Below are 16888 nucleotides of genomic sequence, written 5' to 3'. Positions count from 1 at the left end.
ATGAAAAGAGGTACAGCTATGATCCGACGTTCATTTCTTTTGTTCATAATCTTACTATTCATCGGGACGGCCACTACTTCATTCGCGGATGTCGCAGACTTGGGGTACTCGAAGTTATATATTCAAGGGAATGAGATTGACTATGAACTTTTCATTGAACAAGACTTGCTTGGGCAATTCGATACCAATAAGGATGATAATCTGGATAACGAGGAACTGGCCTCGCAAAAAGATAAGATCGATTCGTATATAAAGAATGGTCTACGTATAGATATAGACTCAAACCCCTTAAAGATGGAACTGCTTTCGATGAACGTAATAGAGAATAGTTCCGGAAAAGGCGCAGTGATCGGACTAAGATTTACCGCCGATGAAGAGGTCGAACAATTTGATCTTCATTACAATCTGGTGTTTGATGATGCGCCTAATCATACAAGTTTACTCTTGGTTAATTATGGTGAATATACCCAACAAGAAATGCTTGCAACCGACAAAAGAGACATTCATATCAACGTTCCTCAAGCAAACGTTGGCATCGTCCTGTGGAGATATTTTGTACTTGGAATCGAACACCTTTTGTTCGGATATGATCATGTACTTTTTTTGATATCACTAATATTAATCACATCCCGCTTCAAGGAAGCGGTGAAAATTGTTACTGCTTTCACCGTCGCTCACAGCATTACACTTTTCTTGGTGGCGTCGGGCCGAATTCAAGTCATCTCTTCCTGGGTCGAAGCCATAATAGCGCTCAGCATCTGTTATGTGGCTGTGGAAAATATTTTTGTTCAAAAGGCGAAATGGCGGTGGATATTGACAGCCATATTTGGCCTGATTCACGGCATGGGTTTTGCCGGGGCTTTGGCTGAAACGGGACTGCCTAAGAGCAATCTGATCGGCACATTACTGATGTTTAATTTAGGCGTGGAAGTGGGCCAGCTAATGATTATATGCCTATTGCTGCCCGTCTTGATATGGATGCGAAAGTTCCCGTGGTATCGGAAAATGATGATTTCAACGTCGTGCTTGATTTTTGTGCTGGCATTTTATTGGTTGATTCAAAGATTGTAATGAGAACACGTCGTATTTTCTCCAGCTGCTTGATATGAGCCTGAATGTTATCTTTACATAACTTTAAAAGTAGAGTCATTGAATGTATCAGTGATCGTAGATACGATGTCATTGGTGGATACTCCTTATAGTAAAGAAGGAGGGGGAACAAGATTTGACATTTACTGAAAAAGCAAGATAACCACTTTTAACTTCCAAGATTCGACGATAAAGGGCTATGCAAGATGACAAACGCCCATTCTTAACTATTATTGTTTTTTGTACAAGAAAATCTAGGAGAGTGGTAACTTGTTTAAGATGTCAATTTTTAAGAAACCAATTGTTGTCGGCACCATATTGTCCTTGTTGGCGGCTCCGTTCGCGATGGGGACATCCGTAAAGGCGGCGGAATCTTCTGAATTGGAGAAGGTTCAAATGAGAGTAATGTCCTACAACATTCATCACGCTGAAGGATCGGATGGGAAGTTGGCCCTGAAACGGATCGGTGACATTATCAAAGACTCGCAGGCCGACGTCATCGGACTGCAAGAAGTAGATAATAACTTCGGTTCTCGGAGCAATTTCGAAGATCAGGCCAAACTGCTATCCGAGTATCTGGGCATGGAATACGCGTATGGGGCTAATCTGGATAATGGGGGCCATCAATACGGAACGGCCGTTTTAAGCAAGTATCCAATTGTTTCTTCCGAGAATCACCTCCTTTTCAGTACGAGCGAACAACGGGGATTGTTGGAAACTGTAGTTGACGTTAAAGGAACCCAATTCCGTTTCTTCAACACCCATCTTGATCACCTAAAAGCGGAAGAACGGACGCAACAGATCAAGGAAGTGCTGCAGTGGGGCGGGAAAAACGAAGGACCAGCAATCTTTGTCGGCGATTTCAATGCTCTTCCGAACAGCGCCGAAATGCAACCGATGATGCAAGCCTATAACGATGTATTCGGCTCATTGGGTCAGAACGAGGATTACACCGATCCGTTGCCGAACCCGGTAAAACGAATCGATTACATCTTTGCCTCCAAAAATATAGGGATGAAGAATGCGGATGTGCTGCTAACGGAAACGACCCGCGCAGCTTCCGACCATCTGCCGATTATCGCGGATTTGATGTATGGATTGACAGAGATTAAATTGAACAGCATCACAGCACCTACATCTGTAACAGCGGCCATCGGAACGGCTAAGACAGCGGAAGCTCTTGGATTGCCTGCCAAAGTTACGCTTGTAACCGATGTGGGATACTTGGTTGCCAGTGTGAATTGGGATGTAAATAGTGCAAACTACGATCCAACTGCCACGACGGCGAAGACCTTCACTGTAAATGGAACTGTAACTTTGCCACCTGGGGTGTTAAATCCCGATAACATGCCTTTGACAACAAGCATTAGCGTCTCTACAAAGCCTGTCGACCTATTAGCAGCCCACTGGAAGTTCGATGAAGGCTCTGGTACAACCGTCGGCGATTCTTCAGGCAAGGGCAACATCGGAAAGCTGATTAATAACCCGACTTGGACCGATTCGGGCAAGATCGGCGGAGCACTTGCATTCAGCGGTGGCTCAAGGGCCGAGTTCAACGCTTCGGCAACTTTGAATCAAACGGGTAACGAGTCCGTTTCATTGTGGTTCAAGACTTCTCAGCCAAAGACCCTCACGAGCATTTTCCGTCACAGTAATCGTTTCACGGCCCTTCAGGTGGTAGGGGCACAGGCTCGCGTTGCCTATTGGCCTAATGCTTCATCCAGTTATAAAGCGTTGTATTTTCCATGGACCTACAACGATAACAAATGGCATCATTATGTGGCTGCCTACGATGGAGCACAAGGGCTGAAAATTTATGTCGACGGTAACGTAGTAGCAAGCGACGGAACGAATCTCGGACCGCTTCCGACTGTCACGAATAAGATTCTGCTGGGAGCCAATGAATCTGGCGGGGAAGCTTACAATGGAATGCTGGACGATGTTCGCGTATTTAGCGGCGCATTGACTCAGGCCGAGGTAACGCAATTGATGAATGCGGGGCAAGGACAGACGCTAAAGAATATCACGGCGCCCGTAGCCATCACAGGGATGGCGAACGGAACGGCCAAGACGGCAGCAGCCCTTGGATTGCCTGCAACTGTAGAACTGGTAACCGATAATGGAAATACGAATGCCAATGTGGTATGGAATGTCGAAGCTTCAAGCTATGATCCAGCTGTTAAGACTGAACAGACCTTCACGGTTGATGGAACCGTAACCTTGCCGGAAGGTGTGGCGAATCCGAACCACGTAGCCTTGACAACCAGCATCCAAGTGACTGTGCTTCAAGCATCAACAATGCCTCAATCTACATTGACAGGTGCACATCAAGCAGCTCCTGGCCTACCATTCGATGTTACGATGGGACTAAGCGGCGTGACAGAAAGCGTATATCAGCAAATGTATGCGCAAGATTTGACGCTGCATTATGATCCGGCGAAGTTGCAATTTGATTCGGTCACATCCCTGAGAGATGAATTTGAGGTCATCGATCACAAGGAAAACGTGCCTGGACAGATCCGAATTGTAGCAGCTAGCGGAAAACAAGGCGTGTCAGCTGAAGGAAATTTATTGAAATTCAAATTTACGGTGAAGTCCGAGGCCCAAGAAACCGATACGACCGTATCTATAGACGATGTGGCCATTGCGAACGGAGAGGGTAATGAACTGCCGTTGAATGGAGCCTCTCACGCGCTTGAAATCAGTATCCCGGTTGATAAATCAGGTCTGAATGCTTCGATCGCTAGCGCTCAGACTAAGCACGATGCAGCCGTGGAAGGAAACGGGCATGGTCTGTATGCGGTTGGCTCCAAAGGGCAATTACAGTCGACCATCAATGCGGCGAAAGCGACAGCTAACGATCCGAATGCAACGCAACAGCAGGTGGATAACGCGAAATCCACACTGGAAGCGGCCATTCAAGTGTTTGAAAGCAAGAAAATCTCCGCCGATGTCAATGGAAAAGACGGCATAACGGTTGGAGACTTGGCGATCGTTGCAGCAGCTTACGGTAAGCAAGAAGGTCAGCCTAGCTGGAATGCGAAAGCGGATGTCAATCATGATGGAAAAGTAGATATTGAAGACCTTGCGATCGTGGCCAAGGCGATTCTGCAATAGAAGAAGACCGTACATCGTTTGCATGAGTAAATTGGTTTAATGAAGCCATTGATTCCATTTATATGGGATCAATGGCTTTTTTCATACAGCGAATCGAAAATCGGTTGGAATGATTATCTTTACAGGAAGATTTATGTCTGATAAACTAACCACACCTAATTGTTAACCAAAATAAATTTTATTAGGTTAACAATTAGGTGTATCAAATTAAAGGTGGTAATCACTTGTGACCATGCTGCATTATGAACGACTATCTGCCATCAATAAGCAATATTTATGGCATCCTTTTACTCAAATGAAAGACTACAATAACTCCGATCCTCTAATTATCGAACGCGGTGAAGGCATCAAATTATATGACGTTAATGGGCGTAATTATTATGATGGCTTTTCCTCGGTGTGGCTTAACGTCCATGGGCACAACGTCCCTGAGCTAAATCAAGCGATCACAGATCAGTTAGGACGAGTTGCACATTCTACTCTTCTTGGTATGGCTAATGTGCCTGCCATTGAACTTGCAGAGAAATTGGTAGAGATTTCTCCTGAAGGGTTAAATAAAGTGTTTTACTCTGATTCTGGGGCAACGGGTGTTGAAATTGCGGTCAAAATGGCGTTTCAATATTGGAAAAACCAAGGACAGGAGGGTAAAACGAAGTTTATTACGATGAATCAAGCGTATCATGGAGATACCATTGGAGCGGTAAGCGTAGGTGCGATTCCACTGTATCATGAAGTGTTTCGTCCCATGCTCTTTCCTTCGTATGTCATTCCATATCCTTATACCTACCGCTATGATGGCGGTGAAGAGGAAGCAAAGGAAGCTACGTTAATGGCATTGCGTCAATTACTCGAGACCAGCGCAGATGAAATCGCAGCACTCATTGTAGAGCCGATTGTTCAAGGGGCTAGCGGCATCATTATTATGCCAGAAGGCTGTTTACGAGAGATGGCAGCACTTTGCCGTAAGTATGGTGTATTGTTCATTGCGGATGAGGTGGCGACAGGTTTTGGGCGTACAGGTGCTATGTTTGCTTGTGATCTTGAAGAGGTATCACCTGATTTGCTTGTCATCGGAAAAGGCCTTACAGGCGGCTATCTACCCGTGGCAGCGACGCTTGCGACAGACGAGGTGTACAACGCATTTTATGCAGATTATGAAGAACAAAAAACATTTTTCCATGGTCATTCCTTCACAGGTAATCCGCTCGGCTGTGCCGTTGCTTTGGCCAGCTTAAAGCTGTTTGAAGAGCGTAACATCATTGAAGGAGTACGATCTAAGGCATCATTCATAGAACATAAGCTCGCAGTTTTACATAATTTTCTGCATGTTGGTGACATAAGGCAAAAGGGACTGATGATTGGAATTGAGCTTGTACGCAATAAGGTTACTCGTGAACCGTATGATTGGTCCGAACGAATCGGTGTTCGCGTAACCCAAAAGGCCAGAGAGCTTGGAATGCTTACGAGACCGCTAGGCAATGTTGTCGTATTCATACCTCCACTAGTTAGTACAGAGGCCGAGCTTGATATTATGACGGATATTTTGATGGAGGCCATTCTCAGCGTCACTGAAGGAGAATCCATCCTATGAGGTCGATGCGTGGATTATTTGTGGTCGGGACAGACACTGGCGTTGGCAAAACCATTGTAACTGCGGCGCTTACTGCGGCTCTTCGCGCCGATAACAGGAATGTCGGTATTTGGAAGCCTGTACAATCAGGTGAGCTGCTAGGTGGCGGAGCTACCGACGCTGAGCGTCTACTACGATACACCGGACTAAATGAGCAGCCGGAGGCGGTAGCGACATTCACATTCGAAGCTCCGCTCACGCCGCTGCTCGCAGCCAAACAAGCGGGTGTGACCTTAACATTAATGGGGCTAGCAGCTGCTGGCGAAGACTTATTACAGCGTTACGATTCGCTGCTTATCGAAGGTGCTGGGGGCGTAGCTGTGCCGCTAACCGATGATTTTCTAATGGTGGATTTGATAAAAGAGCTTCGGATTCCGGCTTTGATTGTAGCCCGTTCGGGTCTCGGAACGATTAATCACACGCTACTTACGATGTCCTATTTACGGGAAAATGGGGTTCCGATACTAGGTTTTATTTTCAACGATGGACAATTAATTGACAGGACTGTCGACCCGAGTGTGGCAACCAATGCTGCGTTAATTGAACGTTATAGCGGCATCAAGTTTCTCGGGCATATCCCTTACTTGAAGGACGAAATAAATACAGTATCGCTGATCCATGCGGTTCGAGAACAGATTCAATTGGAAGCGATCGCGCGCGCACTAACCATTCAAACAAAGTGAGGATGAACGAAATGACAATAAAAAAATCGGAAATAGAGTGGTCGTTACTTGCTGAGAAAGCGCTAAGGGGTGAATGTTTAACGGTTGAAGAAGGGCTAGCTGTTCTTGAATCAGATAACGATGACATATTGTCCTTGATGCACGCTGCTTTTCAAGTCAGACAACACTTTTACGGCAAAAAAGTGAAACTGAACATGATCATTAACGCAAAAAGTGGACATTGCCCCGAAGATTGTGGTTACTGCTCACAGTCCATCATATCGACGGCGCCCGTAAAAAAATACACCTTGCTCGACAAAGAAACACTTCTTGCAGGAGCGCGTGAGGCTATGGCACGTAAAGCAGGAACCTACTGTATTGTAGCCTCGGGGAAAGGCCCAACGGAAAAAGAGCTGGATCAAGTCGTAAATGCAGTTGAAGAAATACGTGCAACGATGCCGCTGAAAATATGCGCATGTCTCGGAATTTTGAAGGACGGTCAAGCAGAACGTTTAGCAGAAGCAGGTGTACACCGTTACAACCACAACTTGAACACAAGTAAAGATAATTACTCGTCTATTACGACTACGCATACCTATGAACAGCGTGTTGAAACCGTGGAGAAGGTAAAAACATTTGGTATGTCTCCCTGCTCTGGTGTAATTATCGGTATGGGTGAAAGTAATCAGGAAATAGTTGAGATGGCTTATGCGCTCCGTGAGCTCGATGCGGATTCGATTCCGATTAATTTTTTGAATGCTATTCCTGGGACCCCTTTGGAGGGAGCAGGACGTACCCCGGCTCTGAAAGGGCTTAAGGTACTGGCATTGTTTCGGTTTATCTGTCCGTCAAAAGAGATTCGTGTTGCAGGAGGGCGCGAAGTTAGTCTCCGTACGTTGCAGCCATTGTCGCTATATGCTGCCAACTCACTCTTTGTAGGTGATTATTTGACGACCGCAGGTCAAGATATATCATCCGATCATCAAATCATTGAAGATTTGGGTTTTGAGATTGAGTTAAATGCTCTTTAAAATTGATATGAACGCCCTTTAAGGTGGTACGGATTATGAACTGGATGGAAAAAGAACTTGAGTTATTACATGACGCTTCGCTAGAGCGGTATTTACGTGACAGTGCTCCAGCTCCGCAATGTCCTGGTTACACGGTGAGAGGAGGACGCTTGCTGCTCAATCTGGCCTCTAATGACTACCTTGGACTAGCTCAAAATCCTGCTATTATTGAAACCATGTGCGAAACGCTGCATACCGAAGGAAGCGGCTCAGGAGCGTCACGTCTTGTGACGGGCAATCGCTTGCCTTATAGAGGTCTTGAAGAAGAGCTGTCACATTGGCAGAAGAGTGATGCGGCACTTGTTTTTGCAAATGGATATATGGCTAATTCCGGTGTTATTAGTGCGCTTGTAGGACGTAACGATGTGGTTTTCAGCGACCAGTTAAACCATGCGAGTATTGTAGACGGTATTATTTTGAGCCGCGCGGAGCATGCCCGGTACCGACATAACGATATGGAACATTTGGAGGCTTTGCTCAATAAGCATCGTGATAAAAGGCGCAAGTTGATTGTTACGGATGCCGTCTTCTCCATGGATGGCGATGCAGCTCCCTTAGCAAAGCTGGCTGCGCTCAAACGTAAATACGGAACGATGCTGATGGTGGACGAAGCGCACAGCGGGGGGATTTACGGGGAACAAGGTCAGGGACTGTGCTTTGAGCTCGGTCTGCAGCATGAGGTGGATGTACATATGGGAACATTCAGTAAATCGTTTGGTGTATATGGTGCATATGTCTGCGGTAGTCGTACATTAATTCGCTGGCTAATTAACAAGGCTAGACCGCTCATGTATTCGACGGCATTACCGCCTTCCTTGGTAACGGGTATTTCAACATCACTCGCCTTAGTCCAAGCTGATCATTGGCGCCGCGAACGACTCTTCTCGTTAAGCAAATTGTTTCGATCTTCGCTGCTTAATGCTGGTTTTAATGTCGGCAGCGGCGAGTCTCCTATTGTACCGGTGATTGTTGGTGATAATGAACTGACCCTTCGCTTCAGTGAAGCACTTGAATGGAAAGGGATAGAAGCGGTAGCCATCCGACCGCCTACGGTTCCTGATGGTACAGCACGAATTCGCTTCTCTTTAACAGCTGCTCATAATGATAAGGAATTGGTCAATGCGCTCGAGATAATCTGTACAATTGGGCATCAATTAGGAGTGATTCGTTCATGATGAGTGGTGTTATTTTGTGGTTGACTGGATGGAGCATGCCGGATACTGTTTTTGATCGGCTTCGCGAGTTACTGCCAGAATATGCTCATGTTTCTGTGGAATATAAGGATGCGGACTCTCCTGAGAATATGCTTCATATCACGGAAACCGCAGCTAAGAAGATCCGGTTTGCAGATGAGGCAGGTTGCAGCAATAGGCGGTTTCAAGGGCCAATACTAATCGCAGGCTGGTCACTCGGAAGTTTGCTCGCGCTGAGATTAGCGGCTAATCGTTACGCTGATGGTCTTGTGCTGTTTGGTGCAACGGCTCGTTTCACTCGTTCCAAAGAAGAAGGTGCCCTCGGCATATCAGATGTCTACGTTCGGCAGATGATCAGAGGAATCTCAAAGGATCAGCAAGCTGTTGAAACGAATTTCAGACAGCTTATGTTTACGGATATGGAACGGGAGAGCGGTCTTTCTGCAAGCCTTCCTCCAATCGGCAGTTGGACAGCCCCAGCACTAATTTCAGGCCTTCAGATTTTACGAAACGTGGAATGCTTGTCTAGATTGACGAGTATTACCTGTCCTGTGCTTCTTATCCACGGGACTGAGGATAAAATTTGTTCTTATCATGCTGTTTTGGAGCTAAAGGATCAGTTGCCTCAAGCCAAGTTAGTTACAATACACGCCTGCGGGCATATGCCTTTTTTGGGAAAGGAAGTACACATAGCTGAAGAATTGAGGGGATGGTGGCATGACCAACAACAGAATTAGTGCTATTCAACGTCAATTTAATCGTAGTTCCAATTCATATGATACGCATGCTCATGTTCAACGAACAATGGCTGATGAGCTTATAAAATCTCTCATAGGATGGAAAAACAAACGGTTCATAGTTGAACCTAACATTCTTGAGATCGGTTGTGGCACCGGGTCTCTAACCCAAATGATAGTGAAGGAATGGCCTAGCGCGAAAATTACTGCACTTGATGTTGCACCCGAGATGATTAAAGTAGCTGTGAAACGTGTCATATCAGCAGATGATCATCTGGGCACTGGAAATAGTACATCGGATCGTATACGTTTTATTAATGCAGATATAGAAAGGTGGGCGGCTGAGGCTAAGGCGGCATCGTTCGATATCATCGTATCCAACGCCTGTTTTCAATGGCTAAGCAATCCCGAAGAAACGCTCGAACACCTTCAACGAATGCTGCGTTCAGGAGGATTACTCATATTTACCACATTCGGGCCGGATACATTCAGTGAGATGCATAGGTCATTTAATGAAGTTTATCGAACATTCGGAATGGAGCCACAACGTCATGGACTGTCGTTTCATTCTCCGCTTGAGTGGAAGTTCATCCTCGAGAGATCAGGTTATTCAAGTTTCAATTATAACCGTTCTATTCATATTGAAAAGTATGCTTCCGCAAGAGATCTTCTTCATTCCGTTAAAGCAATGGGAGCTAGCACTTCAGAAGCAGTTACTATGAAGGGGCACAGTTTACGACGCCTCTTCACCAACATGTATAAGGAATACGAGGAGAAATTTAGTCTACAAGGAGGAGTTGCAGCCACTTACGATCTACTATTAATCCAATCAAGTAAAAATCAAAAATAATACATGAAAAAGCACCTCGCGTATGGTCAAATTGGTTGTAGGGATACTTCCATTTTTCCATGTTCGCATAGGTGCTTTTTTGTATTAAATTAGAGGCTTTTTTGAACTGACTCATATAGGAGATTTTTCGACTATCTGAAGAGATTATTCTATTAAAAGATTCTCATCCCGATGTTATTGTTAAAATATGGTGGGTATCCCCCGTATAGAATAATTAGAAGGCAGGAGGTACAAACATGAACAATACAAGTAGAGTCTACGGAAAGTTCCACCTTTCCGCGCGTATCCTGGCGCTGCTGCTAGGGGTTTCCATGCTGATGAACATGGATTCGACAGTGCTGGCTCGGGAGGTTGCGCCGGAAACGCATTCATCTGAGCCCAAATTGGTGGATCAGGCTGTGCAAGCGGCTGCTAGCAACGGTATGCGTCTGTGGTACAAACAGCCGGTCAAGGACTGGCAAACCGAAGGTCTTGTAATCGGTAACGGATTCTTTGGTTCCGTGCTCTTTGGTGGCGTGGCCAAGGATCGGATCCACCTCAATGAAAAGACCCTCTGGACTGGCGGCCCGGCAACGTCGAGAAACTATAATGGCGGCAACCGGAGCACACCGATGTCGAAGGATACTGTCAAAAAGAATCAAGATGGGCTGGAAAGCCAAGCATACAACAATGGCGGAGGCAATGTCAGCGATATGTTCGGCAACCTTAACGGCATGGGCAGCTATCAGGACTTTGCTGACCTTTGGGTGGACTTTGCGCCCGCCGGACATACGGATGCCGCGGCCAGAAACTATGTCCGCGACCTAGACCTCAACACTGGTATCGCTTCGGTTTCCTACCAGAACGACGACGATACCTTCCGGCGTGAGTATTTTGCCAGCTACCCCGACAAGGTGCAAGTCTACCACTTCACTGCCGACAACAAGGGCAAGCAGAGCTTTGATGTCAGTATGTCCAGCCAGCAGGGTGGTGCTACGATTACCGCTTTGGATAACACCATCACTCTGCGTGGCGCGCTTTCGGACAACGGCCTGAAATATGAGGGACAGATCCGCGTGATGGCCAGAGGCGGTACCACAAATACGACCTCCTCCGGAACCATTCAGGTGCGCAACGCCGATGCTGTGACCATCGTGATGGCTTCCGATACCGACTATAAGAATGACTATCCTACCTATCGCGGCGAGGATCCCCATGAAGAAATCACAGCCAGCCTGGACAATGCAGTGAGCATGGGCTATCAGGTGCTGCACAACCGCCACATCGAGGATTACTACTCGCTGTTCTCCCGTGTCAGCCTGGATGTGGGCGCTGCCCCGGCCAATGTACCCACCGACGAGCTAATTGGCGAGTACCGCAAAGGAAACTTTAACCAAATATTGGATGTGATGGTGTTCCAGTTCGGACGCTATCTGACCATCGCCGGCTCCCGCGAGGGCGCATTGCCGACCAATCTCCAGGGTATGTGGGGCGTGGGCAGTATGGCCTGGGGCGGTGACTTCCACTTTAACGTCAACGTCCAGATGAACTACTGGCCGGTGTACAACACCAACCTGGCTGAGAGTGGCGTCCCCTTTGTGGAGTACGTGGACTCGCTGCGCAAGCCGGGCCGTGTCACCGCCGCCAATTCTCATGGTGTAATCAGTGGACCTGGCGAGGAGAACGGCTGGGTTGTCCACACCCAGAATAACCCCTTCGGCATGACCGCACCCGGCGGCAGCCAAGAGTACGGTTGGAACATGGGCGGCGCGCCTTGGGCGCTGCAGAATGTGTATGACTACTACCGCTTCACCGGCAATGTGGAGTACCTGCGTTCGACCATCTATCCGGCCATGCGCGAGCAGGTCAAGTTCTGGGACTCCTATCTGATTTGGAGTACAAAGCAGAATCGCTGGGTGGTTTCACCTTCGATATCTCCCGAGCAGGGCCCGACTTCCATCGGCAGCACTTATGACCAGTCGCTAGTTTGGCAGCTCTATAAGGAGACCATCGAGGCCTCCAAGATCCTCGGCGTGGATGAGGAACTTCGCAAAGACTGGCAGGAGAAGATGGATGGTCTAAACCCCATACAGATCGGCAATCAGGGCCAAATCAAAGAGTGGTATGACGAGACAAACATAGGCTACATTGGGAGTAGCAGAGCCTACAACTTCAATGCCGGCGGCGCGGACGTGCATCGTCACAATTCCAATCTAATCGGCATGTATCCTGGCAATCTGATAAACAAGGAAAACCAGACCTACATGGACGCCGCCAAGGTTTCTCTGGAGCATAGCGGTTTCGAGATCACGACCGGCTGGTCTAAGGGTCACCGTCTGAACCTCTGGGCTAGAACCATGGACGGCAACAAATCATACCGCATGGTGCAGTCGTTTTTAACCCAGAACGCCCGCGGTATTATGAACAATCTGCTGGATTCCCACGGTTCCCATGGTGGTTCACTAGCCAGCGCAGGATATATCTTTCAGATCGAAGGTAACTACGGTTACACCTCCGGCGTTGCGGAAATGCTGCTGCAGAGCCATCTTGGTTACATCCAGCCACTGCCCGCACTGCCCGACGCATGGCCTAGCGGCAGTGTCAAGGGACTGGTTGCCAGAGGAAACTTCGTATTTGATATGGACTGGGCCGGCTCGAAACTCTCGGCCATGACCATCACTTCCCGCGCCGGCGGCGTCAGTGAGATAGAATATCCCGGTATAGGCAGCGCCACCGTTTCCGGCGCATCCGTCCAAAAGATTTCCAATGACAGAATTTCCTTTCAGACCACCGAGGGTGGCGTGTACACCCTATCGAACCTGCCCGGCCAGACCACAGCTGACGTGGAGCGGCCTCGGAGTGTGCAGGCCGTCCGCACTGGCGATGAGACCATCGAACTAACCTGGGACAATACTCCCGGCGCAACGGAGTATGTAATCTACCGCCAGAAGCTTCAGACCGTAGCCTCCGGTCAGTCCGCCGGCTCTGTTTACGGTACGGGCTATGAGCGGCTCGCCACCGTGAGCATCAACACCTATACAGATACTGCCGTGACCGTAGGTTCCATTTACTACTACACGGTAGCGGCGGTCACCCCGGCCGGCATCTCATCGCCAACCGCACCGGTGGAAGCCAAAAAACTGTCCGTGGTGATCACCCCTAGCCGCAAGCCGCTAGGTAGGGGAGATAAGCTGACCATGGATCCTTCGGTCAAGGATAATAGATTAGTGATCCGTTACACGCTGGACGGTAGCGTGCCGACCGCTGCCTCTGCGAAGTATATCGACGCTTTGACCTTGGAGACCGCCGGCTCTATCCGCCTGAATGCGCAGCTGTTTCTAAACGATCTACCGGTAGGTAGCTTGGCGACCTTCAACCAGTATGGCTCTACGAATCTGGCGCTGAATAAGACGGCTTCCAGTTCCATCCCTTATTGGGGAGATCCTTACGCACCCGGCAAGGCTGTGGACGGGAACATGGGTACTCGGTGGGCATCGCAAGGTGACTCTAACACATCCGATCTGATTGTTGACCTTGGGCAAATCGAATCGCTTGACACCGTCATTTTGTACGAGGATACGAGTGCCGGCATGGGTCACCGTATGCGCGCGTTCGAGATACAAGTTTCCGACACCGGTGATGCTGGCAGCTGGACGACCGTGTATTCGACTCAGGAGGCAAAGGAAACACACGAAATTATTTTGCCCGCTGGCGTGGCAGGTCGATACGTCAAATACAATACCATTAGTGCAACTAAAGAGGTCACATTGAAAGAGTTTGAGATCTATGGCGGGGGGCAGGCGACGTTCACACCCCCAAGCACAGAAACGGTAACGATCACGCTAAGCGGTAATAATAACGTCAATGCGGGAGACGGATTTGATTTGATTTTTGGTCTGACCAATGTGAATGACAGCGTGTATGCCCAAGATCTGACATTCACTTATGATCCTGCAATGTTTGAATTCATTTCAGCGGAATCTATGAATGACGGTTTCAAGATAGTGAGCCGTAAAGATGCTCCAGGTCAAGTGCGAATCCTTGCTGCAAGTTTGGGAGAGGGTAACGAAGTAAATGAAAGCGGAGACTTGCTGAAGTTTAGCTTTAAAGTCAAATCAATTACTCATTCAGTACAAACAGAAATAAACCTGACTAATTTGGTTCTTGCTACTGGCGAAGGAAAAGAGATGCAATTGGAAGGTGTTTCGCATCACGTGTCAATCAATTCCATAAACAAAACGGCGTTAAATGAATTGATTTCTATTGCTCAAGCCGCATATGATGCCGCAACAGAAGGAACAAATGTCGGTCAATATCCAGCGGGATCGAAAGCCGCGCTTCAAGCAGCAATTGATAGCGCTCGCGCAACAGCTGAGAATGCCTCGGCATCTCAAGAGCAAGTGGATCAATCCGCGAGCGAATTGAGTGATGCTCTGGGAACATTTAAAGCTTCGGTGATAACCCGAATATTAGGAGATCTGAACGGTGACGGAAAAGTTAGAATCGGAGATTTGGCTTTGATGGCAATGTGGTATGGCAAAGATTCGAGCGATCCACAATGGGATCTATATAAGTTCATGGATCTCAAAGCTGATGGCAAGATTGATATTGAGGATCTCGCAATATTGGCAAGAATAATCATTCAGACAGAATAACAGAATAGTGATGTAGTAGTTTTACTACCAATAATTATCCCCTTACGGTAGACAGTGAAAAAAGAGTTCAAGATATTATGGACTCAACATTGTTTATCTGAGGGGATTTTTTTGTTGCTACAAAAATTTAAACATATTTAGCAGTTCATACAAGGTAAACTCACTTTTTTGTTGAATAGGGATATATTGTTAATTGTGATATTAACTCAATTGATTAGATGACAATGTAGCATGTAACTAAGAGGAGGGGAATTCGATGTACAAGCTCTTGATCGTGGATGATGAAGCATTAATACGGGAAGCGATTAAGGACCAGATGAATTGGGAGCAGCTCGGGTTTATATGTATAGGCGATTGCGAGGACGGCTTGGAAGCGTTAGAGTTTATTAAGCGCGAGAAGCCGGATGTTGTACTTACAGATATCGGAATGCCGTTCATGAACGGCATTGAACTGACACGCGAGCTGGCGGCAAGTGAGCCGCAAGTGAAGGTCATTATCCTCACTGGATATGACAATTTCGAATTCGCACAGCAAGCGCTTAAATTACAAGCTACAGACTATATTTTGAAACCGATTACAGCTGCCGAGCTTGAGATAGTTATGCGAAGAGTAGTAACAGAATTAGATTTCGAGAGAAGGAAAATTCAAGAGTATGAGTTGCTGAAGCGTCAACTAACGGAAAGCTTCCCACTATTGAAGGAGCGATTTCTGGAACGCATGGTGTCTTCGTCGATGACCCAGAAACAATTGAAGGAAAGATGCAGTTACTTTCAAATCCAATGGAACGGTCCGTTATTGGTCGAACTTGCTATTGATGTGGACGAGTTTGGATTAAGTTTACCTTCGACATTATTCGAGCATGAGCTCTTACGATTTGCCGTATTTAATATTGCGCAAGAAATTACGGCTACATATATAGGGACTGCGATTTTCCGGGATCGGGAAAATCGTGTGTTCGTACTACTGTCCGGCGATGATAGTGAACAATTGCTGGAGTATGCCATGTTAAGGGCAGAAGAAATACACATCGCGGTTACTTCATTCTTACCAATAAAAGTTTCGATAGGGATCGGGCATGCTTCTATGTGGGAGGACAATGCGTCTCTTGTTCACCGGTCTGCATTATCAGCTCTTGAGTATAGATTTGTTATCGGCATGAATGAAATTATTCGTATCTCTGATATGGAGCAACGTGAACGTCCGGAATTGCTTTCAGTTGTTAAATTGGAAAACGAGCTGATAACAAAACTAAAGACAGGAACGTTGCAAGAAATGAATGAATGGATGACGAATCTGTTCTCGGAGTTTCGAGATCATGTATTTCCAATTGATATCTGTTACATATACATCCAGCGTATTATATTAACCTTGATGCATACGCTTTACGAAATGGATAGCAACAGCCCACAAGTGTTCGGTGGAGCTAAAAATCTGATTACGGAAATAAACCAGTTTGCTACACTGGTTGAAATTGAATCTTGGATGAAGGAATTATGCGGTAAAGCGGTATTGGCCATCCAAAGCATGCGTGAGGACCAAAGTGTGCGTCAAATTGCTATGGCCATGGATTATGTGAGACAGCATTATATGGATTCGGAATTATCTTTAAAGTCGGTGTGTAAGCAAGTATCGATGAGTACAAGTTATTTCAGTAGTAAATTTAAGCAGCACAATGGGCGATCATTCATAGAATTTTTAACTGATGAACGAATGGAAAAGGCCAAAGAGTTGTTATATTTAACATCAATGAAGAGCTATGAGATTGCATATGCGGTTGGTTATAACGATCCGCATTATTTCAGTGGAACCTTCAAAAAAAACACCGGGGATACTCCAACGGAATTCCGCAATAAAATGAATATACAGAAAGCGTGATGTAGGGTGAATATCTTCTCGAAGTTCCGC

Annotated in this window: 10 protein-coding genes; all 10 read left to right on the top strand. The window is 46.8% G+C overall.

The genetic code is table 11. The features are described 5' to 3' along the window. Window positions 1-18: 18 nt before the first annotated feature. On the top strand, window positions 19-1071 hold the full coding sequence (locus tag AC0YN6_RS19960) for a HupE/UreJ family protein (protein WP_475748960.1): 1053 nt from the start codon (window positions 19-21) through the stop codon (window positions 1069-1071). Window positions 1072-1368: 297 nt separating this feature from the next. After that, a complete protein-coding gene (locus tag AC0YN6_RS19955; RefSeq protein WP_475749030.1) occupies window positions 1369-4206 on the top strand; it encodes an endonuclease/exonuclease/phosphatase family protein in 2838 nt (945 codons plus the stop codon). A 232-nt stretch (window positions 4207-4438) separates the two neighbouring features. Continuing rightward, window positions 4439-5797 carry an adenosylmethionine--8-amino-7-oxononanoate transaminase gene (gene bioA, locus AC0YN6_RS19950; RefSeq protein WP_475749029.1) on the top strand — a complete coding sequence of 453 codons (1359 nt, stop codon included), beginning with the start codon at window positions 4439-4441 and terminating at the stop codon, window positions 5795-5797. Then, window positions 5794-6519 carry a dethiobiotin synthase gene (gene bioD / locus AC0YN6_RS19945; protein ID WP_475748958.1) on the top strand — a complete coding sequence of 242 codons (726 nt, stop codon included), beginning with the start codon at window positions 5794-5796 and terminating at the stop codon, window positions 6517-6519. The genes bioA and bioD overlap by 4 nt, the downstream gene beginning before the upstream one ends. 11 nt (window positions 6520-6530) lie before the next feature. Beyond that, window positions 6531-7529, top strand: coding sequence for a biotin synthase BioB (gene bioB / locus AC0YN6_RS19940; RefSeq protein WP_475748957.1), 999 nt, complete (start codon window positions 6531-6533; stop codon window positions 7527-7529). A gap of 35 nt (window positions 7530-7564) precedes the next feature. Beyond that, entirely contained in the window at window positions 7565-8743 is a 1179-nt protein-coding gene (gene bioF / locus AC0YN6_RS19935) for an 8-amino-7-oxononanoate synthase (protein WP_475748956.1), read from the top strand. Beyond that, window positions 8740-9498, top strand: coding sequence for an alpha/beta fold hydrolase (locus tag AC0YN6_RS19930; RefSeq protein WP_475748954.1), 759 nt, complete (start codon window positions 8740-8742; stop codon window positions 9496-9498). Before bioF ends, AC0YN6_RS19930 begins: the two co-directional genes overlap by 4 nt. Beyond that, entirely contained in the window at window positions 9479-10348 is an 870-nt protein-coding gene (gene bioC, locus AC0YN6_RS19925; RefSeq protein ID WP_475748953.1) for a malonyl-ACP O-methyltransferase BioC, read from the top strand. The genes AC0YN6_RS19930 and bioC overlap by 20 nt, the downstream gene beginning before the upstream one ends. A 236-nt stretch (window positions 10349-10584) precedes the next feature. Next, window positions 10585-14982 carry a glycosyl hydrolase family 95 catalytic domain-containing protein gene (locus AC0YN6_RS19920; RefSeq protein WP_475748951.1) on the top strand — a complete coding sequence of 1466 codons (4398 nt, stop codon included), beginning with the start codon at window positions 10585-10587 and terminating at the stop codon, window positions 14980-14982. A 256-nt stretch (window positions 14983-15238) separates the two neighbouring features. Next, a complete protein-coding gene (locus AC0YN6_RS19915) occupies window positions 15239-16858 on the top strand; it encodes a response regulator transcription factor (RefSeq protein ID WP_475748950.1) in 1620 nt (539 codons plus the stop codon). The last annotated feature ends 30 nt before the right edge of the window (window positions 16859-16888 follow it).

It is taken from the genome of Paenibacillus sp. J22P15 (genome assembly GCF_056269345.1).
The sequence above is the reverse complement of the archived record's forward strand: the minus strand, read 5'-3'. Positions and strand labels throughout refer to the sequence as shown.